General features: G+C 71.0%; 26 protein-coding genes. 16 read left to right on the top strand and 10 right to left on the bottom strand.

Features of this window, described 5'->3' with window-relative positions:
* Positions 1 to 257: 257 nt before the first annotated feature.
* The 6 genes from rhaI (at position 258) to ACFVYS_RS05245 (ending at position 7989) form a co-directional block, all read left to right on the top strand.
* Positions 258 to 1418, top strand: a complete 1161-nt coding sequence (rhaI, locus tag ACFVYS_RS05220) for an L-rhamnose isomerase (RefSeq protein ID WP_389498989.1) — start codon at positions 258 to 260, stop codon at positions 1416 to 1418.
* A gap of 141 nt (positions 1419 to 1559) precedes the next feature.
* Positions 1560 to 3599, top strand: coding sequence for a bifunctional aldolase/short-chain dehydrogenase (locus ACFVYS_RS05225; RefSeq protein ID WP_389498991.1), 2040 nt, complete (start codon positions 1560 to 1562; stop codon positions 3597 to 3599).
* Positions 3600 to 3604: 5 nt separating this feature from the next.
* A complete protein-coding gene (locus ACFVYS_RS05230; RefSeq protein ID WP_389499111.1) occupies positions 3605 to 5041 on the top strand; it encodes a rhamnulokinase family protein in 1437 nt (478 codons plus the stop codon).
* Between the two features lie 73 nt (positions 5042 to 5114).
* Entirely contained in the window at positions 5115 to 5870 is a 756-nt protein-coding gene (locus ACFVYS_RS05235; protein WP_389498993.1) for a (Fe-S)-binding protein, read from the top strand.
* A complete protein-coding gene (locus ACFVYS_RS05240) occupies positions 5867 to 7351 on the top strand; it encodes a LutB/LldF family L-lactate oxidation iron-sulfur protein (protein ID WP_389498995.1) in 1485 nt (494 codons plus the stop codon). The genes ACFVYS_RS05235 and ACFVYS_RS05240 overlap by 4 nt, the downstream gene beginning before the upstream one ends.
* Positions 7348 to 7989 (top strand): lactate utilization protein C, encoded by a 642-nt coding sequence (locus ACFVYS_RS05245; RefSeq protein ID WP_389498997.1) that lies wholly within the window; start codon positions 7348 to 7350, stop codon positions 7987 to 7989. The genes ACFVYS_RS05240 and ACFVYS_RS05245 overlap by 4 nt, the downstream gene beginning before the upstream one ends.
* Before the next feature lie 55 nt (positions 7990 to 8044).
* Here ACFVYS_RS05245 and ACFVYS_RS05250 read toward each other — a convergent pair whose 3' ends face one another.
* Positions 8045 to 8410: a winged helix-turn-helix transcriptional regulator gene (locus ACFVYS_RS05250; RefSeq protein ID WP_389498999.1), complete on the bottom strand. Its 366-nt coding sequence runs from the start codon at positions 8408 to 8410 to the stop codon at positions 8045 to 8047.
* 103 nt (positions 8411 to 8513) lie between these two features.
* On the opposite strand from ACFVYS_RS05250, the gene ACFVYS_RS05255 reads away from it, so the two are divergent.
* Positions 8514 to 9359, top strand: a complete 846-nt coding sequence (locus ACFVYS_RS05255) for an NAD(P)H-binding protein (RefSeq protein ID WP_389499001.1) — start codon at positions 8514 to 8516, stop codon at positions 9357 to 9359.
* 2 nt (positions 9360 to 9361) lie between these two features.
* Here the strand turns inward: ACFVYS_RS05255 and ACFVYS_RS05260 are convergent, their stop codons facing one another.
* Entirely contained in the window at positions 9362 to 9934 is a 573-nt protein-coding gene (locus ACFVYS_RS05260) for a hypothetical protein (protein WP_389499003.1), read from the bottom strand.
* 122 nt (positions 9935 to 10056) lie between these two features.
* Here ACFVYS_RS05260 and ACFVYS_RS05265 point away from each other — a divergent pair, with 122 nt between their 5' ends.
* Positions 10057 to 10914 carry an AAA family ATPase gene (locus ACFVYS_RS05265; protein ID WP_389499005.1) on the top strand — a complete coding sequence of 286 codons (858 nt, stop codon included), beginning with the start codon at positions 10057 to 10059 and terminating at the stop codon, positions 10912 to 10914.
* Entirely contained in the window at positions 10911 to 12263 is a 1353-nt protein-coding gene (locus ACFVYS_RS05270; RefSeq protein WP_389499007.1) for a VWA domain-containing protein, read from the top strand. Before ACFVYS_RS05265 ends, ACFVYS_RS05270 begins: the two co-directional genes overlap by 4 nt.
* A 17-nt stretch (positions 12264 to 12280) precedes the next feature.
* On the opposite strand, the gene ACFVYS_RS05275 is transcribed toward ACFVYS_RS05270, so the two are convergent.
* From ACFVYS_RS05275 to ACFVYS_RS05285, 3 genes are all read right to left on the bottom strand, one after another.
* Complete coding sequence (locus ACFVYS_RS05275) at positions 12281 to 12640, bottom strand: cupin domain-containing protein (RefSeq protein ID WP_054241124.1); 360 nt, start codon at positions 12638 to 12640, stop codon at positions 12281 to 12283.
* A gap of 141 nt (positions 12641 to 12781) precedes the next feature.
* Positions 12782 to 13756, bottom strand: a complete 975-nt coding sequence (locus tag ACFVYS_RS05280) for a pyridoxal-phosphate dependent enzyme (RefSeq protein ID WP_389499009.1) — start codon at positions 13754 to 13756, stop codon at positions 12782 to 12784.
* Complete coding sequence (locus tag ACFVYS_RS05285) at positions 13753 to 14499, bottom strand: transcriptional regulator (RefSeq protein ID WP_389499011.1); 747 nt, start codon at positions 14497 to 14499, stop codon at positions 13753 to 13755. Before ACFVYS_RS05285 ends, ACFVYS_RS05280 begins: the two co-directional genes overlap by 4 nt.
* A gap of 172 nt (positions 14500 to 14671) precedes the next feature.
* Between ACFVYS_RS05285 and ACFVYS_RS05290 the strand changes: the two genes are divergently transcribed.
* Positions 14672 to 15490: an SAM-dependent methyltransferase gene (locus ACFVYS_RS05290; RefSeq protein ID WP_389499013.1), complete on the top strand. Its 819-nt coding sequence runs from the start codon at positions 14672 to 14674 to the stop codon at positions 15488 to 15490.
* Positions 15491 to 15501: 11 nt separating this feature from the next.
* Here ACFVYS_RS05290 and ACFVYS_RS05295 read toward each other — a convergent pair whose 3' ends face one another.
* On the bottom strand, positions 15502 to 16362 hold the full coding sequence (locus tag ACFVYS_RS05295) for a Scr1 family TA system antitoxin-like transcriptional regulator (RefSeq protein WP_389499015.1): 861 nt from the start codon (positions 16360 to 16362) through the stop codon (positions 15502 to 15504).
* Between the two features lie 166 nt (positions 16363 to 16528).
* Positions 16529 to 16759, bottom strand: coding sequence for a DUF397 domain-containing protein (locus ACFVYS_RS05300; protein WP_389499017.1), 231 nt, complete (start codon positions 16757 to 16759; stop codon positions 16529 to 16531).
* A 130-nt stretch (positions 16760 to 16889) separates the two neighbouring features.
* On the opposite strand from ACFVYS_RS05300, the gene ACFVYS_RS05305 reads away from it, so the two are divergent.
* The 3 genes from ACFVYS_RS05305 (at position 16890) to ACFVYS_RS05315 (ending at position 18908) form a co-directional block, all read left to right on the top strand.
* Positions 16890 to 17375, top strand: coding sequence for an ATP-binding protein (locus ACFVYS_RS05305; protein WP_389499018.1), 486 nt, complete (start codon positions 16890 to 16892; stop codon positions 17373 to 17375).
* Between the two features lies 1 nt (position 17376).
* A complete protein-coding gene (locus ACFVYS_RS05310) occupies positions 17377 to 17865 on the top strand; it encodes a hypothetical protein (protein ID WP_389499020.1) in 489 nt (162 codons plus the stop codon).
* 77 nt (positions 17866 to 17942) lie between these two features.
* On the top strand, positions 17943 to 18908 hold the full coding sequence (locus tag ACFVYS_RS05315) for a pirin family protein (protein WP_389499021.1): 966 nt from the start codon (positions 17943 to 17945) through the stop codon (positions 18906 to 18908).
* A 453-nt stretch (positions 18909 to 19361) separates the two neighbouring features.
* On the opposite strand, the gene ACFVYS_RS05320 is transcribed toward ACFVYS_RS05315, so the two are convergent.
* A complete protein-coding gene (locus ACFVYS_RS05320; protein ID WP_389499023.1) occupies positions 19362 to 20435 on the bottom strand; it encodes an alkene reductase in 1074 nt (357 codons plus the stop codon).
* 283 nt (positions 20436 to 20718) lie between these two features.
* Here ACFVYS_RS05320 and ACFVYS_RS05325 point away from each other — a divergent pair, with 283 nt between their 5' ends.
* A complete protein-coding gene (locus ACFVYS_RS05325; RefSeq protein WP_389499113.1) occupies positions 20719 to 21216 on the top strand; it encodes a MarR family winged helix-turn-helix transcriptional regulator in 498 nt (165 codons plus the stop codon).
* Between the two features lie 101 nt (positions 21217 to 21317).
* Here ACFVYS_RS05325 and ACFVYS_RS05330 read toward each other — a convergent pair whose 3' ends face one another.
* Together ACFVYS_RS05330 and ACFVYS_RS05335 are read right to left on the bottom strand one after the other, a co-directional pair.
* Positions 21318 to 21659 (bottom strand): thioredoxin family protein, encoded by a 342-nt coding sequence (locus ACFVYS_RS05330; RefSeq protein ID WP_389499025.1) that lies wholly within the window; start codon positions 21657 to 21659, stop codon positions 21318 to 21320.
* Between the two features lie 204 nt (positions 21660 to 21863).
* Entirely contained in the window at positions 21864 to 23003 is a 1140-nt protein-coding gene (locus ACFVYS_RS05335) for a PucR family transcriptional regulator (RefSeq protein WP_389499027.1), read from the bottom strand.
* An 86-nt stretch (positions 23004 to 23089) separates the two neighbouring features.
* Here ACFVYS_RS05335 and ACFVYS_RS05340 point away from each other — a divergent pair, with 86 nt between their 5' ends.
* Both ACFVYS_RS05340 and ACFVYS_RS05345 read left to right on the top strand, forming a co-directional pair.
* A complete protein-coding gene (locus ACFVYS_RS05340) occupies positions 23090 to 24145 on the top strand; it encodes a ferredoxin reductase (protein ID WP_389499029.1) in 1056 nt (351 codons plus the stop codon).
* Positions 24146 to 24152: 7 nt separating this feature from the next.
* Entirely contained in the window at positions 24153 to 25271 is a 1119-nt protein-coding gene (locus ACFVYS_RS05345; protein WP_389499030.1) for a fatty acid desaturase family protein, read from the top strand.
* Positions 25272 to 25302: the final 31 nt, after the last annotated feature.

The following is a 25302-nucleotide window of genomic DNA, read 5'->3' on the forward strand; positions in this document are numbered from 1 at the left end:
GGCTCCTCGACGACGCCCGGGACGTGCCCTCACGGCGTCGTGAAAGGTTTCAACTGGATTGCCGGGACGTTAGGCATCCGGGCCATGTCACGTCAATGGGTACGTCTCGAAAAGTTTTCGATAGTCGAAGGTCACGCGGCGGTCACGGAGAACGAAGCAGGTTGGAGGGCTTGACACTCTCCCCGTGGGCTCATAGCTTCCCGTTCTGAATCGTTTCATCCGGGAGTTGTTCCGGACCGATGTCACAGGAGCCCGAAGTGACCGACCTCGCCGCGGTGAAGGCCGCGCTGAAGACCCAGGCCGTCGAGACGCCGTCGTGGGCGTACGGGAACTCAGGCACCCGTTTCAAGGTGTTCGCCCAGGAGGGCGTCCCGCGCACCCCGCAGGAGAAGCTGGACGACGCGGCGCAGGTGCACCGCTTCACCGGCGCCGCCCCGACCGTGGCCCTGCACATCCCGTGGGACAAGGTGGAGGACTACTCCGCACTTGCGAAACATGCCGAGGATCGCGGGGTGAAGCTGGGGGCGATCAACTCCAACACCTTCCAGGACGACGCCTACAAACTGGGCAGCATCTGCCACCCGGACGCGGCGGTGCGGCGCAAGGCTCTCGATCATCTGCTCGAGTGCGTCGACATCATGGACGCGACCGGCTCCGCCGATCTGAAGCTGTGGTTCGCCGACGGCACGAACTATCCCGGCCAGGACGATCTCCGGGCGCGGCAGGACCGGCTCGCCGAGGGCCTCTCCGCGGTGTACGAGCGGCTCGGGGACGGGCAGCGGATGCTGCTGGAGTACAAGTTCTTCGAGCCCGCCTTCTACTCCACGGACGTGCCGGACTGGGGCACGGCGTACGCGCACTGCCTGAAGCTCGGGCCGAAGGCGCAGGTCGTGGTGGACACCGGGCACCACGCGCCCGGCACCAACATCGAGTTCATCGTCGCCACGCTGCTGCGCGAGGGAAAGCTCGGCGGGTTCGACTTCAACTCGCGGTTCTACGCCGACGACGACCTCATGGTGGGTGCGGCGGACCCGTTCCAGCTGTTCCGGATCATGTACGAGGTCGTGCGCGGGGGCGGGTTCACCTCCGATGTGGCGTTCATGCTCGACCAGTGCCACAACATCGAGGCGAAGATCCCGGCGATCATCCGGTCCGTGATGAACGTGCAGGAGGCCACGGCGAAGGCGTTGCTGGTCGACCGTTCGGCGCTGGCCGCCGCGCAGGCGTCCGGTGATGTGCTGGAGGCGAACGCGGTGGTGATGGACGCGTACAACACGGACGTGCGTCCGCTGCTGCGTGAGGTGCGGGAGGAGACGGGTCTGGACCCCGATCCCATGGCCGCGTACCGGGCGTCCGGGTACGCCGAGAAGATCGTTGCCTCGCGGGTCGGTGGGGAGCAGGCGGGGTGGGGGGCGTAAGCGTCTGCCCGGATCTGTCTCCTCGCGGGGCGCGGGCCGGTCGTGGCTGGTCGCGCCCGCGCGGCGGGAGCCGCATATCGACACAGCCCCGCGCCCCTGAAGAAGCTCCACTCATCCTCTTCACGTAAGGACTGGAAGTTCATGGCACCGCACCCCGAAGCCGCCGCTCTCCTCGGTCGGTCCCACCGGCTGGGCGCCGATCCCCGTAACACCAACTACGCCGGCGGCAACACCTCCGCCAAGGGCACCGACACCGACCCTGTGACCGGCGGGGACGTCGAGCTGATGTGGGTGAAGGGGTCCGGTGGGGACCTGGGCACCCTGGCCGGGGCCGGGCTGGCCGTGCTGCGGCTGGACCGGCTGCGGGGGCTCGTCGACGTCTACCCGGGCGTCGAGCGCGAGGACGAGATGGTCGCCGCGTTCGACTACTGCCTGCACGGGAAGGGCGGAGCGGCGCCGTCGATCGACACCGCCATGCACGGGCTCGTCGACGCCGCACACGTCGATCACCTGCACCCCGACTCCGGGATCGCGCTGGCCTGTGCCGCCGACGGGGAGAAGCTGACGGCCGAGTGCTTCGGCGACACCGTCGCATGGGTGCCGTGGCGGCGGCCCGGCTTCCAGCTGGGGCTGGACATCGCCGCCATCAAGGCTGCCAACCCGCAGGCGATCGGCGTGGTCCTCGGCGGGCACGGGATCACCGCCTGGGGTGACACCTCCGAGGAGTGCGAGCGCAACTCGCTGCACATCATCCGCACCGCCGAGGCCTTCCTCGCGGAGAAGGGGAAGGCCGACCCGTTCGGGCCGGTTCTCGACGGCTACGCGGCGCTGCCCGAGGACGAGCGGCGGGAGCGGGCCGCCGCGCTCGCGCCCCACGTGCGGGCCATCGCCTCCCAGGACCGGCCCCAGGTCGGGCACTTCACCGACTCCGACGCCGTCCTCGACTTCGTGGCGCGGGCCGAGCACCCGCGGCTCGCCGCGCTCGGCACCTCCTGCCCCGACCACTTCCTGCGGACCAAGGTGCGGCCGCTGGTCCTGGACCTGCCGCCCACCGTCACGGTGGAGGAGGCGATCGCGCGGCTGAAGGAGCTGCACGCCGCGTACCGCGAGGAGTACGCCGCCTACTACGGCCGGCACGCCGACGCCGACTCCCCCGCGATGCGCGGCGCCGACCCGGCGATCGTGCTGGTCCCGGGCGTGGGCATGTTCTCCTTCGGCAAGGACAAGCAGACCGCGCGCGTGGCCGGCGAGTTCTACGTCAACGCGATCAACGTGATGCGCGGCGCTGAGGCGGTCTCCTCGTACGCGCCGATCGAGGAGTCGGAGAAGTTCCGCATCGAGTACTGGGCCCTGGAGGAGGCCAAGCTCCAGCGGATGCCCGCGCCGAAGCCGCTGGCCACCCGGGTGGCCCTGGTCACCGGTGGCGGCAGCGGGATCGGCAAGGCCATCGCCCACCGGCTGGCGGCCGAGGGCGCCTGTGTCGTCGTCGCCGATCTGAACGCCGGGAACGCGGCCGCCGTCGCCGAGGAGCTCGGCGGGCCCGACAGGGCGGTCGCCGTGACCGTCGACGTGACCTCCGAGGAGCAGATCGCGGGTGCCTTCCGGGACGCCGTGCTCGCCTTCGGCGGCGTCGACCTCGTCGTCAACAACGCCGGGATCTCCATCTCCAAGCCGCTGCTGGAGACGTCGGCCCGCGACTGGGACCTCCAGCACGACATCATGGCCCGGGGGTCGTTCCTCGTCTCGCGTGAGGCGGCGCGGGTGATGATCGCGCAGGGGCTGGGCGGCGACATCGTCTACATCGCGTCGAAGAACGCCGTCTTCGCCGGCCCGAACAACATCGCCTACTCCGCCACCAAGGCCGACCAGGCCCACCAGGTGCGCCTGCTGGCCGCCGAGCTGGGCGAGCACGGCATCCGCGTCAACGGCGTCAACCCGGACGGCGTGGTGCGCGGCTCGGGCATCTTCGCGGGCGGCTGGGGCGCGCAGCGAGCCGCGACCTACGGCATCGACGAGGAGAAGCTCGGCGAGTTCTACGCGCAGCGGACCATCCTCAAGCGTGAGGTGCTGCCGGACCATGTCGCCAACGCGGTGTTCGCGCTCACCGGCGGCGAACTCACCCACACCACCGGACTGCACGTCCCCGTCGACGCGGGTGTGGCGGCCGCGTTCCTCCGGTGACGGCCGTGCGGTCGTACGCGGCGGTCGACCTCGGCGCGTCCAGCGGGCGCGTCATGGTCGGCCGGGTGGGCCCGGACTCGCTGGAGCTGGCGGAGGCGCACCGCTTCCCCAACCGGCCGGTCCGGGTCCCCGAGGGACTGCGCTGGGATGTGCTGTCCCTCTACGCGGGGGTTCTGCAGGGGCTGCGGGCGGCCGGCCAGGTGGAGTCGGTCGGCATCGACAGCTGGGCCGTGGACTACGGCCTGCTCGACGCCGACGGGACCCTGCTCGGCAACCCGGTGCACTACCGGGACGCCCGTACCGAGGGGGTCGCCGAGAAGGTGTGGGCGACCGTGCCGGCGGCCGAACTCTACGCGGCCACCGGACTCCAGTACGCGCCCTTCAACACCCTCTACCAACTGGCGGCGGCCCACGGGACGCGTCAACTGGCCCACGCCCGACGCCTGTTGCTCATCCCCGACCTGCTGTCGTACTGGCTGACGGGCGAGCAGGGCACCGAGCTCACCAACGCCTCCACCACCCAGCTGATCGATCCAGCGACAGGCGACTGGTCGTACGACATCGCCGCCCGGCTGGGCATCGACCTGAAGCTGTTCGCGCCGCTGCGGCGGCCCGGTGACCCGGCGGGGCTGCTGCGGGCGGAGGTGCTGGAGGAGACGGGGCTGACCGGGCCGGTGCCGGTGACCTCGGTCGGCTCGCACGACACCGCCTCCGCCGTGGCCGCGGTCCCGGCGACCGGCGAGCGGTTCGCCTACATCTGCACCGGCACCTGGTCGCTGGCCGGCCTGGAGCTGACGGAGCCCGTGCTCACCGAGGAGAGCCGGGCCGCCAACTTCACCAACGAGCTCGGGCTGGACGGCACGGTCCGCTACCTGCGCAACATCATGGGACTGTGGCTCCTCCAGGAGTGCGTACGGGCCTGGGGCGACCCGGACCTGGGCGGGCTGCTGCGGGAGGCGGCCGCCGTGCCCGCGCTGCGCTCGGTCGTGGACGCCGGGGACGCCGCCTTCCTGGCGCCCGGGCGGATGCCGGAGCGGATCGCCGAGGCGTGCCGCGCGTCCGGGCAGCCGGTGCCCGCCACGCCCGCGCAGATCACGCGGTGCATCCTCGACTCGCTCGCCCTGGCCCACCGGCGGGCCGTCGACGAGGCGCAGCGGCTCGCCGACCACCCCGTGGACGTCGTGCACATCGTCGGGGGCGGCACGCGCAACGCGCTGCTGTGCCAGCTCACCGCCGACGCCTGCGGGCTGCCGGTGGTGGCCGGTCCGACGGAGGCCGCGGCCCTCGGCAACGTGCTCGTCCAGGCGCGGGCGCACGGACTGGTCGGCGACCGTGCCGACATGCGCCGGCTGCTCGCCCGTACCCAGCCCCTGACGCGCTACGAGCCGCAGGGCGACGCCGAGCGGTGGCGCGAGGCGGAGGCCCGGCTCGCCACGCGGTGAGCCGGGGCCTCCCCCGGGCTCCTGCACCGGGCTACTCTGCACTCATCCGATGACCTACCCGCAAGGAGCCGCGATGCGTGTCGCACTGTTCCTGACCTGTGTCAACGACACGCTCTATCCCGAGACCGGCCGCGCCGTGGTGAAACTCCTGACCAGGCTGGGCGTCGAGGTCGACTTCCCGATGGCCCAGACCTGCTGCGGCCAGGCCCACTACAACACCGGCTACCGCCATGAGGCCGAGCCGCTTGCCCGGCATTTCTCCGATGTCTTCGGGGAGTACGAGGCGATCGTGACGCCCTCCGGGTCGTGCGGGGCGATGGTGCGGGAGCTGTATCCGCGGATGGGCGAGCGGGCCCGGGCCGAGGGGCGCGGGGACACCCTCGCCGCCACCTTGGCGCCGGTGGTCCCGAAGACGTACGAGCTCACCGAGTTCCTGGTGGACGTGCTCGGGGTGACGGACGTGGGCGCGTACTACCCGCACACGGTGACCTATCACCCGACGTGTCACGGGCTGCGGGGGCTGGGCCTCGGGGAGCGGCCCCGGCGGCTGCTCCAGGCGGTCGAGGGGCTGGAGCTGGTGGAGCTGCCGGGGGCCGACGAGTGCTGCGGCTTTGGCGGGACCTTCGCGCTCAAGAACGCCGACGTCTCGGCGGCGATGGGCGCCGACAAGGTGCGCAACGCCGAGTCGACGGGCGCCGAGGTGCTGTGCGCGGCGGACAACTCCTGCCTGATGCACATCGGCGGGACCATGGCCCGGCTGGAGACCGGCATGCGGCCCGTGCACATCGCGGAGATCCTGGCGAGCACGGAGGAGGAGCCGGCGGCATGAGCGGAACGTTCGTAGGAATGCCGGCCTTTCCGAAGGCGGCGCACGAGGCGGTCGGCAACCAGACCCTGCGCGCGAATCTGCGGCACGCCACCCACACCATCCGGGCCAAGCGGGCGAACGCCGTGGCCGAGGTGTCCGACTGGGCGGAGCTGCGGGAGGCGGGCAAGCGGATCAAGGACCACACGCTGCGTCATCTCGACCGGTATCTGGTGCAGTTGGAGGAGTCGGTGACGGCGGCGGGCGGCATCGTCCACTGGGCCGCCGACGCGGACGAGGCCAACCGGATCGTGGCCGACCTGGTCAAGGAGACCGGCGAGTCGGAGGTCGTCAAGGTCAAGTCCATGGCCACGCAGGAGATCGGGCTCAACGAGGCGCTGGAGGCGGAGGGCATCCGCGCCTACGAGACCGACCTCGCCGAACTCATCGTGCAGTTGGGCAAGGACCGGCCGTCGCACATCCTGGTCCCCGCGATCCATCGCAACCGGGGCGAGATCCGGGACATCTTCGCCCGCGAGATGAGCGAGTGGGGCCGCCCCGCCCCCGAGGGGCTGACCGACACCCCCGCCGAACTCGCCGACGCGGCCCGCCTGCACCTGCGCGAGAAGTTCCTGCGCGCCAAGGTCGGCGTCTCCGGCGCCAACTTCATGGTCGCCGAGACCGGCACCCTGGTGGTCGTCGAGTCCGAGGGCAACGGGCGGATGTGCCTCACCCTCCCCGAGACGCTGATCTCCGTCGTCGGCATCGAGAAGATCGTGCCGACCTGGCGGGACCTGGAGGTCTTCCTCCAGACGCTGCCCCGTTCCTCGACGGCCGAGCGCATGAACCCGTACACGTCGACCTGGACGGGCACGACGGACGGCGACGGCCCCGGCACCTTCCATCTGGTGCTGCTGGACAACGGCCGCACCGACACCCTCGCCGACGAGGTCGGCCGGCAGGCCCTGCGCTGCATCCGCTGCTCGGCCTGTCTGAACGTGTGCCCCGTGTACGAGCGGGCCGGCGGTCATGCCTACGGCTCGGTCTACCCGGGCCCGATCGGCGCGATCCTCAGCCCCCAGCTCCGCGGCACCGGGAGCGAGATCGACGCCTCGCTGCCGTACGCCTCGTCGCTGTGCGGTGCCTGCTACGAGGTGTGCCCGGTGGCCATCGACATCCCGGAGGTGCTGGTGCACCTGCGGGAACGGGTCGTCCAGGGCGGTCCGGTCACGCGCGAGGGCAACAAGGTGGTGCTCAAGCCGGCCAAGGGCCATGGCGCCGAGCGGGCCGCGATGCGGGCGGCGCGCTGGGCGTTCGGCCGGCCCGGCGCGCTGCGCGCCGGGCAGCGGCTGGCGTCCCGGACCCGCCGGCTGCATCCTCGTACGCTGCCCGGCCCCGGCAAGGCGTGGAGCGCCACGCGGGATCTTCCGCCGGTGCCCGCGGAGCCGTTCCGCGACTGGTGGCAGCGTACGAGCGGCGGGACCACCGAGGGGACGGCGAAGTGAGCAGCAGGGAGCGGATTCTGGGCCGGGTGCGGCGTGCGCTGGCCGATGTGCCGCAGGACGACCCTTCGTACGGGGAAGCCGTCGCGCGCGACTATCTGCGCGAGCACGGCGCCCGGAGCACCGAGCAGACGGTCGACCTGCTGGCGGAGAACCTGGCGGACTACCGGGCCGTCGTGCACCGGTGCGGCGCGGACGAACTTCCGTCCGTGCTGGCCCGGTTGCTGGCGGAGCGGAAGGCGGCGACCGTGCTCGTGCCGCCCGGCCTCGACGAGGCGTGGCTGGCGGAGGCGGACACCGCCCGGGTGGCGGACCGGGTGGAGAGCGGCGCGCACGAACTCGACCGGGTGGACAGCGTGGTCACGGCGTGCGCGGTGGCGGTCGCCGAGACCGGGACGATCGTGCTGGACGGCGGTCCCGACCAGGGGCGGCGCCGGATCACCCTGGTCCCGGACCACCACATCTGCGTGGTGCGGGTCCCCGAGCAGGTGGTGTCGTCCGTGCCGCAGGCTCTCGAACGACTCGATCCGGCCCGCCCGTTGACGTGGATCTCCGGTCCTTCGGCGACCAGTGACATCGAGCTGGACCGGGTGGAGGGGGTGCACGGCCCGCGCCTCCTGGAGGTGATCCTGGTCGGCTGAGCACCCCCCTCCCTCCAGTGTCCGGCCCGGAGATCGCGAGGATCCCCGGGCCGGTTCACGCTCTCCGGTCGTACCCCTCCCGGGCCTGCGCCACCTTGGGCAGGTTTCCGGTGGCCCAGTCCGCGAGGTGGGCGAAGAGCGGTGCCAGGCTGAGGCCGAGTTCGCTGATCTCGTACTCGACGCGCGGCGGCACCTCCGGGTGGTAGGTGCGCACCACCAGGCCGTCGCGCTCCAGCTGGCGCAGGCGCTGGGTCAGCACCTTGGGGGTGATGTTCGCGATCGCGCGTTCCAGCTCGCCGAACCGCTGACGGCCCTGCGCGTGCAGCGTCCACAGGATCGGTGTGGTCCAGCGGCTGAAGACGATGTCCACCACGGGGGCGATGGGGCAGGCGAGTTCGGGATCGGTCGGGTCACCGGTCATGCGTACCCCTCGGGGAAGTCACTTTCCTCTGGGTACCTACTATACCGGCGGTGTTAGCGTCGCTCCGCAACGTCAACAACCCATTCCGAACAAGGAGTTACCCATGATCGTGGTGACGGGGGCGACCGGGAACGTCGGCCGTGAACTGGTCCGTTCGCTGGCGGCTGCGGGCGAGCGGGTGACCGCCACGTCCCGGAACATCTCGGACGCCGAAGTCCCGGACGGCGTACGGGCGGTGCGGTCGGACCTCATCGACGCGGAGAGCCTGCGGCCGGTGCTCGACGGGGCCGAGGCACTGTTCCTCCAGAACGGTGGCGCCGGCATCCATCTGCTCAGCCCGCGCGACCTCCTGGACGTGGCCAAGTCCGCCGGGATCGGCCGGGTGGTGCTGCTGTCGTCCCAGGGAGTGGCGACCCGGCCGGAGTCGGAGTCGCACGGCGCCCTGGCGGGCGCGATCGAGGACGCCGTCCGGGAGTCGGGCCTTCAGTGGACGATCCTGCGGCCGGGCGGCTTCCATTCCAACGCCTACGCCTGGGCGGAGCCGGTCCGCACCCACCGCACCGTCGCCGCCCCGTTCGGCGATGTCGCTCTGCCCACCGTCGACCCGGCCGACATCGCGGAGGTCGCCGCGGTGGCCCTGCGGCAGGAGGGACACCACGGCCGGGTCCACGAGTTGACCGGTCCCGCCCTCACCACGCCCCGCCAGCGGGCGGAGGCCATCGGCCGGGCGATCGGGGAGCCGGTCCGGTTCGTCGAGCAGACGCGGGCGCAGGCGCGCGAGCAGCTGCTGGCGTTCATGCCGGAGCCGGTCGTCGAGACCACGCTGTCCATCCTCGGCGAGCCGACGCCCGCGGAGCGGCTCGTCAGCCCGGACGTGGAACGGGTCCTGGGCCGCGCGCCGCGCACCTTCGAGGACTGGGCACGGCGCAACGCGGCCGCGTTCCGGTGACCTCAGCAATAGGTCATCGGGCAGCCGTGCCGTAGCGAGAACTGGGCGGCGCGCAGATAGAGCGCCGTGTAGAACGCCGTGGCCAGGTCGTCGGCCCAGGAACCCGGCCGGCCGGCGGCGGCCTTCTCCGCCTCGCCCTCCAGGAACCAGAAGGTCAGTTCGAGGTTGCCGAGCGGCGCCGGGACCAGGTCCAGCGGCAGACCGAGGGCCCCGGCGAGCCGCTCGGCGAGCGCGAGGACGTACGGCGCTCCGACGACCAGAGTCTCGTCCGTGTACGCGGAGCCGACGGGCAGTACGACGGCCTCGTCCAGGGCGAACGGGACCAGCACCGACCAGTCGAGGAAGGCGTGCCGCTCCTCGGGGGTCAGCCGCATCCGGCACAGCGCGTCGAAGCCGTCCATCGGCGGGCTCAGCTTCTCCTCGAACCGGCCCGGGGCCCCGCCGCCCTTCGGTTCGTACGGTGGCCGGCCACGCCGCGCCAGTTCGGTGTTCAGCGCGATGGCCACGTCCGCGTGGCCCTCCTCCCCCGCCGTCGACCAGTCGTCCGCACGCACATCCACGAGATACACACCCATGGGCGCAACGTACCGTCCGCCACCGACAACGCCCCGATCCCTGATGACAACCGGGGTGAACAAGCGCTTAGATAGGTGATCGACACTCGCCAGGACCGCGACCGATCCACCCGGAGGCCCCGTTGTTCACGTCCGTCGACGATGTCTCCGCCCGGCTCGCCGAGAGCGGCTATCTGGCCTCCCCCGCCGTCGCCACGACCGTCTTCCTCGCCGACCGGCTCGGCAAGCCACTGCTCGTGGAGGGCCCGGCCGGCGTCGGCAAGACGGAACTCGCCAAGGCCGTGGCCCAGGTGGCGGGGGCCCGGCTGGTCCGGCTCCAGTGCTACGAGGGCGTCGACGAGTCGCGGGCGCTGTACGAGTGGAACCACGCCAAGCAGTTGCTGCGCATCAGCGCGGGCCGGGACGAGACCTGGGACGAGGCCCGCACGGACATCTTCAGCGAGGAGTTCCTCCTCCCCCGGCCTCTGCTGACCGCCATCCGCGGCGACGAGCCGACCGTCCTGCTGATCGACGAGACCGACAAGGCCGACGTCGAGGTGGAGGGACTGCTCCTCGAAGTGCTCAGCGACTTCCAGGTCACCGTCCCGGAACTCGGCACGATCACCGCCACCCGCCGCCCGTTCGTGGTGCTCACCTCCAACGCGAGCCGTGAGCTGTCGGAGGCGCTGCGCCGCCGCTGTCTGTTCCTGCACATCGACTTCCCCGAGGAGGAGCTGGAGCGGCGGATCGTCCGGCTGAAGGTGCCGGGTATCGAAGCGGCGCTGGCCGAGTCGGTGGTCCGGGTGATCGGCGCGCTGCGCGCGATGGACCTGCGCAAGGCACCCTCCGTGGCCGAGACCATCGACTGGGCGCGCACCCTGCTCGCGCTCGGCGCCACCACGCTCGACGAGAACGTCGTACGCGACAGCCTGGGCGTGATCCTCAAGCACCAGGACGACATCCTCAAGGCCGGCGCGAAGCTCGACCTGGACGCCGTGTGAGCGCCGAGGCCGCAGACCGCCTGGTCGGCCTCGTCGCCGCGCTGCGCGCGCACGGCCTGCGCGTCGGCACCGGCGAGACGGTGGACGCGGCCGAGGCCGCGGCGGCGCTGGGCTTCGCGGACCGCGCACTGCTGCGCGAGGGACTGGCCGCGACACTGCTGCACTCGACGGACCAGCGGCGGGTCTTCGACACCGTCTTCGACCTGTACTTCCCGCACGGCGTCGGCGCGCCCGAGGGCGAGCCCGGCGACCGTGACGACCTGCGTGACCGGCTGGCCGCCGCACTCGCCGCCGGTGACGAGGCGATGCTGGCCCGGTTGGCGATCGAGGCGGTGGACGGGCTCGGCGGGTACGGGAGTTCACCCGGCACGGACGGCTGGTCGTCGTACCAGACGCTGGAACGCCTGCGTCCGCAGACGCTGCTGGCTCGGGTGCGCGACGACATCCGGGCCCGGGGCGGTGACGTCGGGTTCACCGACCGGCTCCTCGAGGACGAGATCCGGCGCCGCATCGAGGCCTTCCGCGCGCTGGTGGCCGGGGAGGCACGGCGCCGGGTGGCGGAGCGGCGCGGGCGCGACGACATCGCCAGGCGAGCGGTGGCGCCGACCGCCGACCGGGTCGACTTCCTGTACGCCGGGAAGGACCGGCTGGCCGAACTGCGGAGGACCGTGCAGCCGTTGGCCCGCAAGCTGGCGACCCGCATGGCAGCGCGGCGCCGCCGGGCCGCCCGGGGCAGCATCGACCTGCGACGGACCCTGCGCGGCTCGCTCTCGACGGGCGGGGTGCCGATGCGGCCCGTGCTGCGCCGCCGGCGTCCGGCCCGCCCCGAACTGGTGCTGCTGTGCGATGTGTCGGGATCGGTGTCCGGCTTCTCCGACTTCACGATGCTGCTGGTCCAGGCACTGCACGACCAGTTCGGCAAGGTACGCGTGTTCGCCTTCGTCAACCGGATCGACGAGGTGACCGGCCTCCTCGAACACGGCGCGGCCGACCCCGAGGGCCTCGGTGCCCGCATCCGGGCCGAGGCCACCTTGACCGGCTACCACGGCAGCAGCGACTACGGCGTGGCCCTGGGCGAGTTCACCGAGCGGTACGGTGCGGCGGTCGGCCCGCGCACCACGGTGTTCGTGCTCGGCGACGCGCGCACGAACATGAGCGACCCGAACCTGCCGGCGGTCCGGCAGATCGCCGAACAGGCCCGTCACGCCCACTGGTTGAACCCGGAGCCCCGCTCCCTGTGGGGCACGGGCGACTCGGCCGCCCCCGAGTACGCCGGGTCGATCGCGATGCACGAGTGCCGCAACGCCCACCAACTCGGCGCCCTGGTCGGCCGGTTGCTCCCGGTCTAGCCGTATCCGGCCCCGTCCTACTGGGCCTTCGCGTAGTCCTTGGCCATCGCTCCGGCGAAGTCGTACACCACGCACTGTTCGTCGCCCACGACCCACGCGTCATGGCCGGGCGACACCACGAAGACGTCACCCGGGCCGAGTTCGCCCTCGCCGCCCTCGTCCATGGTGATGTGCATACGGCCCTGGACCACGTAACCGTTGTGGTGGATCTGGCAGGTGTCGGTGCCCGCGAGCGACGCGAGCGACTCGGACCAGCGCCATCCCGGTTCGAAGGTCGCCACGGCGAAGTCGAGCCCCGTCATATGGACGGCCTCGAGGTGACCCCGGGGAAAATCGCGCCGCTCGTCCGGCTTCTCGAGCGCCTTCACTTCCATCATGACGGTCCTCCTTCCGGCCGCGCCTCACCGCGGCCGGGGCCGGTCTCCCCGGCGGTCCTGGGCGTCGCCGGTCGGGGGCCGAGCCCCACCCCTCCATCCTCCGCCCGTCGCGCGGGGGCCGCCAATCGGTGGTAGCGGCCCTCAGACGCCGCCGCACAGCTCGGCGAAGCGGCCGGTGTCGATGTTGCCGCCGGAGACGATCACGCCGACGCGCCGGGGCAGGGCGCCGGCCCGCCCCGCGAGGAGGGCGGCGAGCGGAGTGGCGCCGCTCGGCTCCACGACGATCTTCAGGCGTTCGAAGGCGAACCGCATGGCCGCGCGGATCTCGTCGTCGGAGACCAGGGCGATCTCGTCCACGAGCCGCCGGTTCACCGAGAAGGTCAACTCCCCCGGTGTGTGCAGGGCCTGGCCGTCGGCGATGGTGCGCGGCACCGGGATCTCGACCCGTCGGCCCGCCTCCAGCGACCGCTTGGTGTCGTCCCCGGCCTCCGGTTCCACACCGACGATCCGGGTGCCCGGCCGCAGCCCCTTGACCGCGGTCGCGCTGCCGGCGATCAGCCCGCCGCCCCCGACCGGCACCAGCAGGGCGTCCAGCTCGCCCGCCTCCTCGAGGAGTTCCAGCGCGGCGGTGCCCTGGCCCGCCATGACGTGCGGGTGCTCGTAGGGCGGGATCAGCGCCAGACCCCGGTCGGTGGCCAGCGCCTCGGCGATGGCCACCCGGTCGCCGCTGTAGCGGTCGTAGGTCACGATCTCGGCGCCGTAGCCCTCGGTCGCGGCCCGCTTGGAGCGGGGCGCGTCCTCGGGCATGACGATCACCGCGGTGGTGCCGAGCTCCCGCGCGGCCAGCGCGACGGCCTGGGCGTGGTTGCCGGAGGAGTACGCGGCGATGCCCCGGGCGAGCTGCTCGGGGGCCAGCCGGGAGGCGGCGTTGTAGGCGCCGCGGAACTTGAACGCGCCGACGCGCTGGAAGTTCTCGCACTTCAGCAGGACCTCGGCGCCGACCAGCGCGTCCAGGGTGCGGGAGCGGAGCACGGGCGTACGGTGTGCGACGCCCTTGAGCCGGGCGGCCGCCTCGCGCACGTCGTCGAGGGTGATCGTCGGGGGTGTGCTCGTCACGGGTGTGCTCCCTCGGGGTTGTCGTCGGTGCCTGCGGTGCTGCCGTTGCCATAGGTGCGGCCGCTGCTGTCGGTGCCGTCGGCTCCGGTCTCGTCCGTGGCTCTGGCCTGGGCGAGGTAGCTGTAGGCGGAGGCGCGGGAGATGCCGAGGCGGGCGGCCACCTGCTCGATCGCGCGGCGCACGGCGAACACGCCGCGTTCGTCCAGGCTGCGGAACAGCGTCAGGCGCCGCGACCGGTCGAGGCCGGCCCAGGTCTGCCCCTGGCGCCGCAGACGGTCGTCGAGGAGGGCGTCGACCACGGAGTCGATGTCGTCGCCGAACGTGGTCACGGGCGCGTCCGCCCGGCCGCCCGCCGCTCCCGCGAGCGCCGCCAACAGGCCCTGCACCCGGTCCACCTCGGTGACGTCCACGTTGACGCACAGCGCGCCGAACACCGCGCCCGTGGAGTCGCGCAGCACCATCGTGGACGACTTCACCAGCCGTCCGGCGCCGGTGCGGGTGACGTAGTTCAGCTCGTCGACGGCGTCGTCGCCGCGGGCGAGGACCCGCATGCCGATCTCGCTCATCGCCCCGCCGACCGTCCGCCCCGTCACCGATCCGGCGACGGCGACGACGGACCGCTCCGGCCGCCGGTAGTCGTGCAGCACCACCTCGCACACCGGCCCGAACGTGGCCGCGATCCCGTCGACGACGGGGGTGAGCGCACGCAGGATCACGTCCTGCTCGGTCTCCCGGGGTTCCATGAGAGAAATTAGACCACACGTCCAGGCTCTGGACCAGCAGTCCAGAATGACCGTGCGTGACGACACCTTCAGGGGAACCGTCGATCAAGGGGGTGGTTCGCCAATTACCGTGTCCCTAGGATGTGTTGTCGACCGCGCCAGCCCGTGGCGCGGCGGCGTTCTGGGGGAAGAGATGCAGCCTGGCAAGCAGCTGTCCACGTCGATCGATGCGGCCGTCCCCACAGCCGCACGCATGTACGACCACTACCTGGGCGGCAAGGACAACTACGCGGCCGACCGCGCGGCCTGCGAGGAACTCGACAAGGTCGTCCCGAGCACCCGCGCCCTCGCGCTGAACAACCGGCGCTTCCTCCAACGGGTCGTGAAGACCCTCACGCAGGAATTCGGGATCCGACAGTTCCTGGACCACGGCTCCGGCCTGCCCACCCAGGACAACGTGCACCAGGTCGCCCAGCGCGTCGACCCGACCGCGCACGTCGTCTACGTGGACAACGACCCCATGGTGCTCGTGCACGGCCGGGCCCTGCTGGAGCAGGACGAGCGGACCACCGTCATCCACGCCGACCTGCGGGAGACCGAGGCGATCTTCACGCACGAGGACACCCGGCGACTGATCGACTTCTCGCAGCCGGTGGCCGTGCTCTTCAACTCGGTCTTCCACTGCATCCCCGACAGCGACACCGACGGTCCGCAGGCGGTGGTCCGCCGGGTGACCGAACGCCTCGCACCCGGCAGCTTCCTGGTGATGTGCCAGCTGGTCAGCGAGGACCCGAAGGTCAGGGCGTTCGTCACCGACTTCATGGACCAGGCCACCCAGGGCCACTGGGGCCGGGTGCGTCAGGAGAAGGACGTCGCCGCGTTCTTCGAGGGCACGGACATCCTCGACCCGGGACTGGTGGAGGTCTCCACCTGGCGGCCCGACACCGAGGTCGCGCCCCGCCAACTCACCGAGGAATGGATCGAGTTCGGCGGAGTGGGCCGACTGGGCTGAATCGCCTCACCTCACGGAGCGGCGGCATACCGCCGCTCCGCCGTCTCCTTCAGCAGCGCCATCGAGGCACGCGGATCGAGGGCCTCGTCCGCCAGCCGGTCCAGCGCGACCCGGTACTCCTCCGTCTCGTCCCGGTCCTCCAGGAAGGTCGCGCTCCTGATCTGCTCCAGATAGACGACGTCGGGAAGATCGACGCCGCCGAAACGCAGGTAGGTGACCGGTATGGCCGGCGCGGACGCATGCGTCACGTCCAACGGCACGACCTGCACCGTGACATGGGGCAGTCCGGCCAGCTCCACGAGATGGGCGAGCTGCTCACGCATCACGTCCTGACCGCCCAGCACCCGCAGCAGCACCGACTCGTCGAGGACCGCCCACACCCGCGGGGCGTCCGGTCTCCGCAGCAGTTCGGTGCGCCGCGTCCGCAGCTCCACCCGGCGCTCGACCTCCCGGGACGTCGCCGAGGGCAGCCCGCGTTCGACGACGGCACGTGCGTACGCGGGAGTCTGCAACAGGCCCGGCACGTACTGGATCTCGAAGGTACGGATCGCGGTGGCCGCCTCCTGGAGGCCGACCAGCCGGTCGAACCACTCGGGCATGAGCCGCTTGTCGTAGCGCTGCCACCATCCGGGCTCGCCCGCCTGCCGCAGCAACCGGATCAGTACGGAGGCCTCGTGGTCGTCGGTCTCGTACAGCGACAGCTTCGCCGGGCTGAACCCGACGGCCCGCGCGGCCTGGTCCTGGGAGAGCCCGGCGTCCTCGCGGATACCCGCCAACTGGACGCCGACCAGCATTTTCAGCAAGGTCGGGGCGGGCTCGGCCCGGTTCAGATACGGTTCGAGGCGGGACACTCGAGGCGACTCGACAGACATCCTGACTCCCCGTGGACCGGCAGACGACAGACCGCAGTATCGCACCCGAAGGCCTCCGACCGCACGCGGCAGGGGAATTGAGCCTCCAACAACCCCCTCGAACCAAGTACCGGACCACTCGAACCACGCGCCGGCCCAGAGGCCGACCCAGGTGCCGGACCAGGTATCAGACCAGGTGGTCGAACTCCCCGTCCTTCGCCCCGGCCACGAACGCGGCCACCTCGGCCGGTGTGTACACCAGCGCCGGACCGTCGGGATCACGGGAGTTGCGCAGCGCGACACCTCCCCCGGCCAGGGCCGCGACCTCCACGCAGTTGCCCTCGGCGTTGCTGTGACTGCTCTTGATCCAGCGGGCGCCCAGCGAACTCGCCCGCACTCCGTTCGACACTGACGACACTGCATTCTCCTCGCTTCGTACGCGCAATTTCTCGTGAAATTGCACGAGGACCTCGTCAGCGTGGATAATAGCCATGCCGTCAACCGCACTTCCAACCCGACGTCCTGACGCCGCCTCAGGGAGATGCCCCGTGTCATCACCTGCGCAAATCCGGAGCCACGAGCCCGTCCCCGTCCGCGACTCCCCCAGAACCGCCGCCCTGTACCTCACGGGCAGCCGGGAGGGATTCGCCCAGGCACGGGAGTTCACCCAGCGCACCCTCGACTGCTGGTCCCTGGAGCGCCGCACCGACGACGCGATCACCGTCGTCACGGAACTGGCCGCCAACGCCGTCCTGCACGGGCTCGCGCATGCCTCGACGGACGATTTCCACGTGCGGCTCCGGCTCACCCTGCGCCGCGCGCACCTGGTGTGCGCGGTCACCGATCCGAGCGACAGCCTGCCCGTCCATGCGCGCACCGCGGACGCCCTCCTGGAACACGGCCGCGGACTGCACATCATCGAGGCCCTCTCCGAACACTGGGGCTGGACCCGGCGCCCTCCCGTGGGCAAGACCGTCTGGGCGATGCTGGCGACCCACTCCCGTCCCGACCCCGACCCGATACAAGACACCTGACATGACTGCGACGAAGAGACCCGCACCGCTCAAGGACCTGGGACACGTGCCATGGCCCGAGATCAAGGACTCCACCGGCTCCGCGGCAGGCATCCCCTTCCTGCTCACCACACTCGCCCGCGGCGACGCCGACAGCGCCGACACGGCCCTCGGCCAACTCCGCCGCCGGATCTGCCAGTTCGGCTTCGTCGTCGACGAGGCGACGGCGGCCACGGTGCCCTTCCTCTGGGAACTCGTCCGGCTCCCCCAGGTCACCTGCCGCGCGGAGATCCTGCGCCTGCTGAAGAGCATCGCCGACGCCCGGCAGTGGGAGACCACCGCAGCCGCCTATCCCAAGCTGCTGCACCACCCCGACAACTACGTGGGATGGGAACGCGCGGCCCGGCACGCCGTCCACGCCCAGCGCGACGTCCTGCGTCAACTGCTCGCCGAACGGGACACCGACCTCGTGCGGGCCACCTCGGAACTCGCCGCGACCCTGGCCGACTGAACCCGGCGCCGGGTGCGACGCCCCGGCCTGCGCCGCCCGTTCCGCACCCCGTCGCACCCGACCGCTAGGTTGACCGTATGAGCAACCTTGACCGCGCGCCCGTACCGAGTCTGTGCGGCGGCCGTGGATTCGTCGTAGCCGAACCCGTCCGCGAACTGCTGAGCCCCCGGCAGGTGAAGCTCGGCGGGTCGACCGAGGTGCGCCGACTGCTGCCCAACCTCGGCCGGCGCATGATCGGCGCCTGGGCGTTCGTCGACCACTACGGCCCCGACGACATCGCCGACGAGCCCGGCATGCAGGTCCCGCCGCACCCGCACATGGGGCTGCAGACCGTCAGCTGGCTGCACGAGGGCGAGGTGCTGCACCGCGACTCGACCGGCAGCCTCCAGACCATCCGGCCCAGGGAACTCGGGTTGATGACCTCGGGGCGGGCGATCAGCCACTCCGAGGAGAGCCCGCGGTCGCACGCCCGCTATCTGCACGGCGCCCAGCTGTGGGTCGCGCTGCCGGACGCCCACCGGCACACCGACCCCCGCTTCGAGCACCACGCCGACCTGCCCAGGATCACCGCCCCCGGCCTCAGCGCCACCGTGCTCCTCGGCACTCTCGACGGCGCCGCCTCCCCCGGCACCACGTACACCCCTCTCGTCGGCGCCGACCTGGCACTGGCCCGGGGCGCCGACGTCCGGCTGCCGCTGGACCCCGACTTCGAGTACGGCGTGCTGTCGATGTCCGGCGAGGCGCACGTGGACGGGGTGCCCGTGCTGCCGGGCTCGATGCTCTACCTCGGCTGCGGCCGCACCGAACTGCCCCTGCGGGCCGAGTCCGACGCGGGCCTGATGCTCCTCGGCGGCGAGCCGTTCGAGGAGGAGCTCGTCATGTGGTGGAACTTCGTCGGCCGGTCCCAGGAGGAGATCACCCAGGCCCGTGAGGACTGGGCCACGGGTACCCGCTTCGGCGAGGTGAAGGGCTACGACGGAGCACCGCTGCCCGCCCCGACCCTGCCGGCGACACCGCTGAAGCCACGCGGAAGAGTGCGCTGACCTGGGGAGACCCAAGGGCGGATGATCCGCAGCAGGCGCCGTCCCTCGTCATCATCGATCTCGCGGCCACCCTGCGCGCGCCACGGATTGTTGGGCGGTCGCCACTGACCGCCCACACCTCGACCAGGCCAGTAGCCGCGAGTGTGCCGATGATGACGAGGAAGATCCCGATGATGAGGGGTCCCCATCGAACGTGGGACTTCCCCGCTGCCGCGTTCATCCTGCCGAACACGTTGTCCTGGCTCACGGCAGTGGCACACAGGCCAGTGCCCGTCGCAGGCGAGCCCGCCAGGGGCCGGGCCGATTCTGTGGCGGAGCAGGACGGCGCGCGGCACGCCGCGACCGACGATGATGCGGGCGTCGGCGCTTCTCAGCCGGACCGGTGGCGGCCCGACCGCCCGGCCGGTACGAGGCCGGGCGGCATGCGGGGGGGGATGCGAGCAGTGGAACTGCTCAGGTCAGGGTGGGGTAATCGGTGTAGCCGCGCTGGTCGCCGCCGAAGAAGGTGGCGCGGTCGGGGGTGTTGAATGGCCCGCCCGCGGTGAGGCGGGCCGGAAGGTCCGGGTTGGCGAGGAAGAGGGCGCCATAGGCGATCAGGTCGGCGGTGCCGTCCTCGATGAGGGCCAGCGCGTCGGGGCCAGTGGGCTCCATGCCGGTGAACGGGTTGAGGATGAACGTGCCCGACCAGGTCTTGCGCAGCCGCACCACGAGGTCGCGGATGTCGTGGGCCTCCATCTGGTGCAGGTAGGCCAGATTCAGGGGCGCGAGTGCCTCGACGAGGGCGGTGTAGGTGGCCTCGACGTCCACGCGGTCGCTCTCGTCGATGTCGTTGTAGGGGTTGCCGGGCGAGAGGCGGAAGCCGACCTTCTCGGGGCCGATGGCCTCGGCGACGGCCTTCGTTGTCTCGACGGCGAATCGGATCCGCGCGTCGGGGCTGCCGCCCCAGGCGTCGGTGCGCTGGTTGGAGTTCGGGGCCAGGAACTGGTGGATCAGGTAGCCGTTGGCGCCGTGCAGCTCCACCCCGTCGAAACCTGCCTCGATGGCGTTACGGGCCGCGGCGGCGAAGTCGGCGATCGTCTCGGCGATCTCCGGCTCGGTCAGCTCGCGCGGGGTGACGAAGTCCTGCGGCCCGTCCTGGGTGTACACCTGGCCGGCGGCCCTGACCGCGGAGGGGCCGACCGGGGTAAGTCCCATCAGGCTCGGGTGGCCGACCCGGCCGGTGTGCATGAGCTGTAAAAAAATCACGCCGTCCTCGGCGTGCACCGCGTCGGTGACCTTGTGCCAGGCCGCGACCTGCTCCGCGGAGTGGATGCCGGGAGTGTCGGGGTAGCCCTGACCGATCACCGAGGGCTGCGTGCCCTCGGTGATGATCAGCCCGGCGCTCGCCCGCTGCGCGTAGTAGGTCGCCATCAGGTCCGTCGGGCTCTGCCCGGGACCGTAGGCGCGGCTGCGCGTCATCGGCGCCATCACGATGCGGTTGGCCAGGCGGGTACCGGCCAGATCGTAGGGGGAGAAGGGTTTGCCCATGGTCGTGGTTCCTTGTCTTCGAACGGCCTGCGCGGGGCGATGAGGCTCACGCCCTGCATTTACCTGCTCGAACAAGTAAACCAGCAGATGCATTCCCTATCACCCGCAGTGGCACGAAGAACTGCTCATTTCACTTGCCGGATGGCCCGCAGATCAGGGTGAGGTGCACGTTAGACTGGTGTTACATGTTCGAGCAGCACATGGAGGAGAGCAGCACCACATGACCCGCCCAGACTCTGAGTCCGTCAGCCCGGACGACGCCGCAGAGGCAGCACGCATGGCCATGCCGCCGTCGGTCCAGGCCGGCCCGATGAGTCACGCGATCTTCCGTGTGGCGCGGCTGCACCGCATGCTCGCCGGACAGCTCCTGCGCCGGGTCGGACTCCACCCCGGCCAGGAGCTCGTGATGATGCAGCTGTGGGACCTCGGCCCCCAGCGCCAGACCGATCTCGTCCGGCTCCTCGGCTCCGACGCCGCCACCATGACCCGCACCGTCAAACGGCTCGAACACGCTGGCTTCGTCCGCCGCCGCCCCAGCCCCACCGACAAACGGGCGACCATCATCGAGCCCACCGAAGCCAGCCTCGCCCTGCGCCACCAAGTCGACGAGCTCTGGGCGGAACTGGAGCGATGCACCACCGGTGAACTCACCCCTGACCGCAAGGCCAACGCCGTGCAGATCCTGGAAGACATCGAAGCCAACCTGGCCCTGGCCGCGACCCGTCACGCGCGACAGGACGCCCGCAAAGAGGACCCCCGAGGGCGAGCCGGCCACCCGTAAGTACCCCGGCCTCTCACACAAATGCCACCGAACTGGACGGTCGAGCTCGGTCCCACGGACGAGTGGTGACCGGCGTCGCGGCCGTGTGCCGCAGCGGCCGCTCAGAGGTGGCCGTCCAGCAACTTCCGTACCTCGGCGGTGGTCATGGGCCCCGTGCCGTGCGCCACCACCTCTCCCTCCTTCAGCAGGACGCAGGACGGGGCTCCGGTGATCCCGTATCGCTCGGTTGCGGCCGGACAACGCGTGATGTCGGCGCGGACGGCCGTCAGGCGGCCCGTGTAGTCGTCGGCGATGCCACCCACGACGAGGTCCATCACCCGGCAGGGCTCGATCGCCTTGGGCCAGGTCCCGGTGAAGTACGCGAGGACCGGAACTCCGCTCATCCCGAGGACGAAATCGAACTCCGCGTCCTCACGGGGTCGGTGAACCCGCTGCCTCGTCATGGAAGCTCCTGACTTCACGTTCCGTCATTCCATCCCCATCATCTCTCGCGCGGTGTGCCAGGCCGGCCCGGTCGGTCGTCCGGTTGACCTGTCGGAAGGGAGGCACGGGGCCGTCGCAGAACCAAGGTGGTCCCCGGCGCGAGCGGCCCGGCCTTCTCACAGACAGCGCCCCCGACGGGCTTCCCGAGGCCTGGTCTGGTCGCTTCAGCTGACCCGAAGACCGACCGCCAGCGTCAGTTCAAGGACCCGGTGCGGCGATGCGAGATCCGGAAACAGCTCCCGCAGCTGCGACATCCGGTACCGGACCGTCTGGGGATGGACGAACAACGCCGCCGCCACCTCGTCCCGCCTGCCCTGGTGCAGCAGCCACGCCCGCAACGTCTCCTCCAGCCGCCGTGCGGTCGCGACGGGCAAGGTCCGCAACGGTGCGAGGGCTCGGGCACGCAGGTCCGCGAACGCGTCCACGTCGGCGCTCAGCACCAGCTCGGGCAGGTGGTCCTCGGTGTCGCGGATATCGGAGGAGAGGGAGCGCGCGCGTACGGCTCGTGCGTACGAGGCGGACGCACGAGTCCAGGGCCGGGCCGGTCCGACCACGGCGGTGCGGTCGGTCAGCTGCCGCAAGAGATGTGATCGGTCGGCATCGGGGACGAACAGCACACCGGTGGCGTCCGGCAGATCGTCGAGGACGAGGGTGCCCGGGTCGAGCACGCGGTAGGCAGGCCGGGCCTGGGCGGCGGGCAGCAGGACCGCGGTCAGCGAAACCGGAGGCTGCCACCCGGCCCGTTGCACAGAGGCCAGCAGCACGTCCGGGCTCGCGCCGGCGAGGAGGTCGCGGGCCAGGTGTTCCAGGTGGCGCTCGTGGGCCCGGCCCCGGGCGGCCAGTTCGTCGGCATGGCCCGCGGCGCTCGCGGCGGAGAGCTCGTCGATGTAGGCGAAGGTCAGCTCGGCGAACTTGGCGACCTCGGCGGCGGGCAGACCTGCGGGTACGGCACCCGCTGCCAGGCATCGCCAGGCCACGCGGGCGCCGACGCGGTAGGCGCTGAGCAGGGCGTCCATCGAACGGCCGTCGCGGACCTCGCCGCGGCCCAGCTCGTAGGCCGCGTCACCGGCGTCGCCGCCTGTGGCGTTCCCGCTCGCGAGGTCCAGGTAGTGCCCCAGGGCGGTGCGGACAGCTCTGCGGATGGTGCCGCCCATGCTGCCCGAAAGGGCGTTGGCGTAGGGAGGGACCTCGTCGATGATCGCCTGGACGACCTCGTCGGCGGTGGTCCTCAGCGCGGCCCGAAGTGCGGTGACCGTCGTCTCATTCAGGGCCAGTTCGCTGGCCCTCCGGATTGCATGGCTCACTTTTTGTTCCCTACGAACAATTCAGCCGACCAGATTTACGTCTTGCGGTCAGGACTTTACGCCTTGAGGCACAGCAAGCTGGAGTCATGACGAGTGCAGCCCTCCGCAGCAGGGCGTGGAAACTGCTGGAGATGGTCACGACGCCGCTGCTGCCGTCGGACTACCTCGACCTGGTCAGCCCGCTGCGTGCGGGCGCTGACCTGCGTGGGCGCATCGAGGCCGTGCACCCCGAGACGGATGACGCCGCGACGATCGTGATCAGGCCGGGACGGGGCTGGCGCGGCCACACGGCCGGTCAGTACGTGCGGATCGGGGTCGACGTCGACGGGGTGCGCCTGTGGCGTGCCTACTCGGTCACCTCGCCGACAAACCGCCGGGACGGCCGCGTCACGATCACCGTGAAGGCGATCCCGGACGGCAAGGTCAGCAACCACCTGGTCCGCAGGGCGAAACCGGGCACCCTGATCCAGCTCGACCAGCCGACCGGTGACTTCGTGCTGCCACAGGCCAAGCCCGCCAAGGTGCTCTACCTGACGGCCGGCAGCGGCATCACGCCCGTGATGGGCATGCTGCGCGACACCGAGTTCGACGACGTCGTCATGGTCCACTGCGCGCCACAGCCGCAAGACGTGATCTTCCGCAACGAACTGCACGACCTGGCCGCGGACAAGAAGCTGCGGCTCACCGAGGTGCACACCGACACGGACGGCATGCTCGACATCGCCCGTCTCGACGAACTCGTGCCCGACTGGGCCGAGCGCGAGACCTGGGCTTGCGGGCCCGCGGGCCTGCTCGACGCCGCCGAAAAGCACTGGGCCGAGCACGGCGTCCAAGAGCGCCTGCACACCGAACGCTTCCGCCCCAGCATCGTCGTCGCCGGCGACGGCGGCGAGGTCACGTTCAGCACCACCGGCAAGACCGTCGATGCGGACGGCGCCACGCCGTTGCTGGACATCGGCGAGGAGGCCGGCGTACTCATGCCGTCCGGGTGCCGCATGGGCATCTGCTTCGGCTGCGTCACGCCGCTCAAGGCGGGCGCCGTCCGCGACCTGCGCACCGGCGAGATCACCGAGGCCGAGCCGGGCGTCCTCATCCAGACCTGCGTGTCCGCCGCGGCGGGCCCCTGCGACATCGAACGGTAGGAGCACCTTGACCGCCATCGACCCCACCGCCCACCTGACCGCGGAGCAGATCGAGGAGCTTGGCCGCGAGCTGGACGCGATCCGCGACGAGGTGATCGCCGGCCGTGGCGAGAAAGACGCCGCCTACATCCGTAAGGTCATCTCGGCGCAGCGCAAGCTCGAGCTGGCCAGCAGGGGCGTGCTGCTGTTCTCGTTCTTCCCGCCCGCGTGGCTGATCGGCACCGCCGGGCTGTCCGTGGCGAAGATCATGGACAACATGGAGATCGGCCACAACATCCTGCACGGCCAGTGGGACTGGATGCGGGACCCGAAGATCCACTCCACCACCTGGGACTGGGATCACGTCTCGCCGGCCGAGCAGTGGAAGCACTCGCACAACGAGCTGCACCACACGTACACCAACGTGATCGGCAAGGACAACGACCTCGGCTACGGCATCATGCGCGTCGACGAGGACCAGAGGTGGCACCCGTTCCACCTCGGCCAGCCGCTGTGGAACTTCCTCAACGCCTGCTTCTTCGAGTACGGCATCGCAGCGTACGACCTGGAGCTCGGCAAGAACCTGAACAAGCGCCGCCGCAAGAGCCCGGAGTTCCGCGCGCGGGCCAGGGCCGTGGGTCGCAAGATCCGCAAGCAGGTGCTCAAGGACTACGTGATCCACCCGCTGCTGTCGGGCCCGTCGTTCCTCACCACGCTCGCCGCCACGTTCACCGCGAACCTGGTCCGCAACCTCTGGACCCACTCGGTGATCATGTGCGGGCACTTCCCCGAGGGCGTGCAGGTCTTCGAGCGCCGGTCGATCAAGGGCGAGACGCGCGGCCAGTGGTACCTGCGCCAGATGATGGGCTCGGCGAACATCAGCGGCAGCAAGGCCATGCACTTCATGACCGGCAACCTGTCGCACCAGATCGAGCACCACCTGTTCCCGGACCTGCCGAGCAACCGGTACGCCGAGGTCGCGGTGAAGGTACGCGCGCTGTTCGAGAAGTACGAGCTGGAGTACGTCACCGGGCCGCTGCCCAAGCAGGTGTTCTCCGCGTGGCACAAGGTCTTCCGGCTCTCGCTGCCGAACAAGAAGCCCAAGGTCAAGACGCCGGACCGCGAGCAAGAGCTCGTCGCGGCCTGATCCCGGTACTGGTTCAGATCCTTCGGCCGTA

Source organism: Streptomyces sp. NPDC058295 (assembly GCF_042880655.1).
Taxonomy (GTDB): domain Bacteria; phylum Actinomycetota; class Actinomycetes; order Streptomycetales; family Streptomycetaceae; genus Streptomyces; species Streptomyces coriariae.

Coding starts and splice junctions, on each gene's coding strand:
- ACFVYS_RS05225 (WP_389498991.1), top strand. CDS start 1,560: ATGGCACCGCACCCCGAAGCCGCCGCTCTCCTCGGTCGGTCCCACCGG.
- ACFVYS_RS05260 (WP_389499003.1), bottom strand. CDS start 9,934: ATGGGTGTGTATCTCGTGGATGTGCGTGCGGACGACTGGTCGACGGCG.
- ACFVYS_RS05235 (WP_389498993.1), top strand. CDS start 5,115: ATGCGTGTCGCACTGTTCCTGACCTGTGTCAACGACACGCTCTATCCC.
- ACFVYS_RS05315 (WP_389499021.1), top strand. CDS start 17,943: ATGAGCAACCTTGACCGCGCGCCCGTACCGAGTCTGTGCGGCGGCCGT.
- ACFVYS_RS05295 (WP_389499015.1), bottom strand. CDS start 16,362: ATGTCTGTCGAGTCGCCTCGAGTGTCCCGCCTCGAACCGTATCTGAAC.
- ACFVYS_RS05310 (WP_389499020.1), top strand. CDS start 17,377: ATGACTGCGACGAAGAGACCCGCACCGCTCAAGGACCTGGGACACGTG.
- ACFVYS_RS05330 (WP_389499025.1), bottom strand. CDS start 21,659: ATGACGAGGCAGCGGGTTCACCGACCCCGTGAGGACGCGGAGTTCGAT.
- ACFVYS_RS05240 (WP_389498995.1), top strand. CDS start 5,867: ATGAGCGGAACGTTCGTAGGAATGCCGGCCTTTCCGAAGGCGGCGCAC.
- ACFVYS_RS05285 (WP_389499011.1), bottom strand. CDS start 14,499: ATGGAACCCCGGGAGACCGAGCAGGACGTGATCCTGCGTGCGCTCACC.
- ACFVYS_RS05255 (WP_389499001.1), top strand. CDS start 8,514: ATGATCGTGGTGACGGGGGCGACCGGGAACGTCGGCCGTGAACTGGTC.
- ACFVYS_RS05275 (WP_054241124.1), bottom strand. CDS start 12,640: ATGATGGAAGTGAAGGCGCTCGAGAAGCCGGACGAGCGGCGCGATTTT.
- ACFVYS_RS05340 (WP_389499029.1), top strand. CDS start 23,090: ATGACGAGTGCAGCCCTCCGCAGCAGGGCGTGGAAACTGCTGGAGATG.
- ACFVYS_RS05290 (WP_389499013.1), top strand. CDS start 14,672: ATGCAGCCTGGCAAGCAGCTGTCCACGTCGATCGATGCGGCCGTCCCC.
- ACFVYS_RS05325 (WP_389499113.1), top strand. CDS start 20,719: ATGCCGCCGTCGGTCCAGGCCGGCCCGATGAGTCACGCGATCTTCCGT.
- ACFVYS_RS05250 (WP_389498999.1), bottom strand. CDS start 8,410: ATGACCGGTGACCCGACCGATCCCGAACTCGCCTGCCCCATCGCCCCC.
- ACFVYS_RS05320 (WP_389499023.1), bottom strand. CDS start 20,435: ATGGGCAAACCCTTCTCCCCCTACGATCTGGCCGGTACCCGCCTGGCC.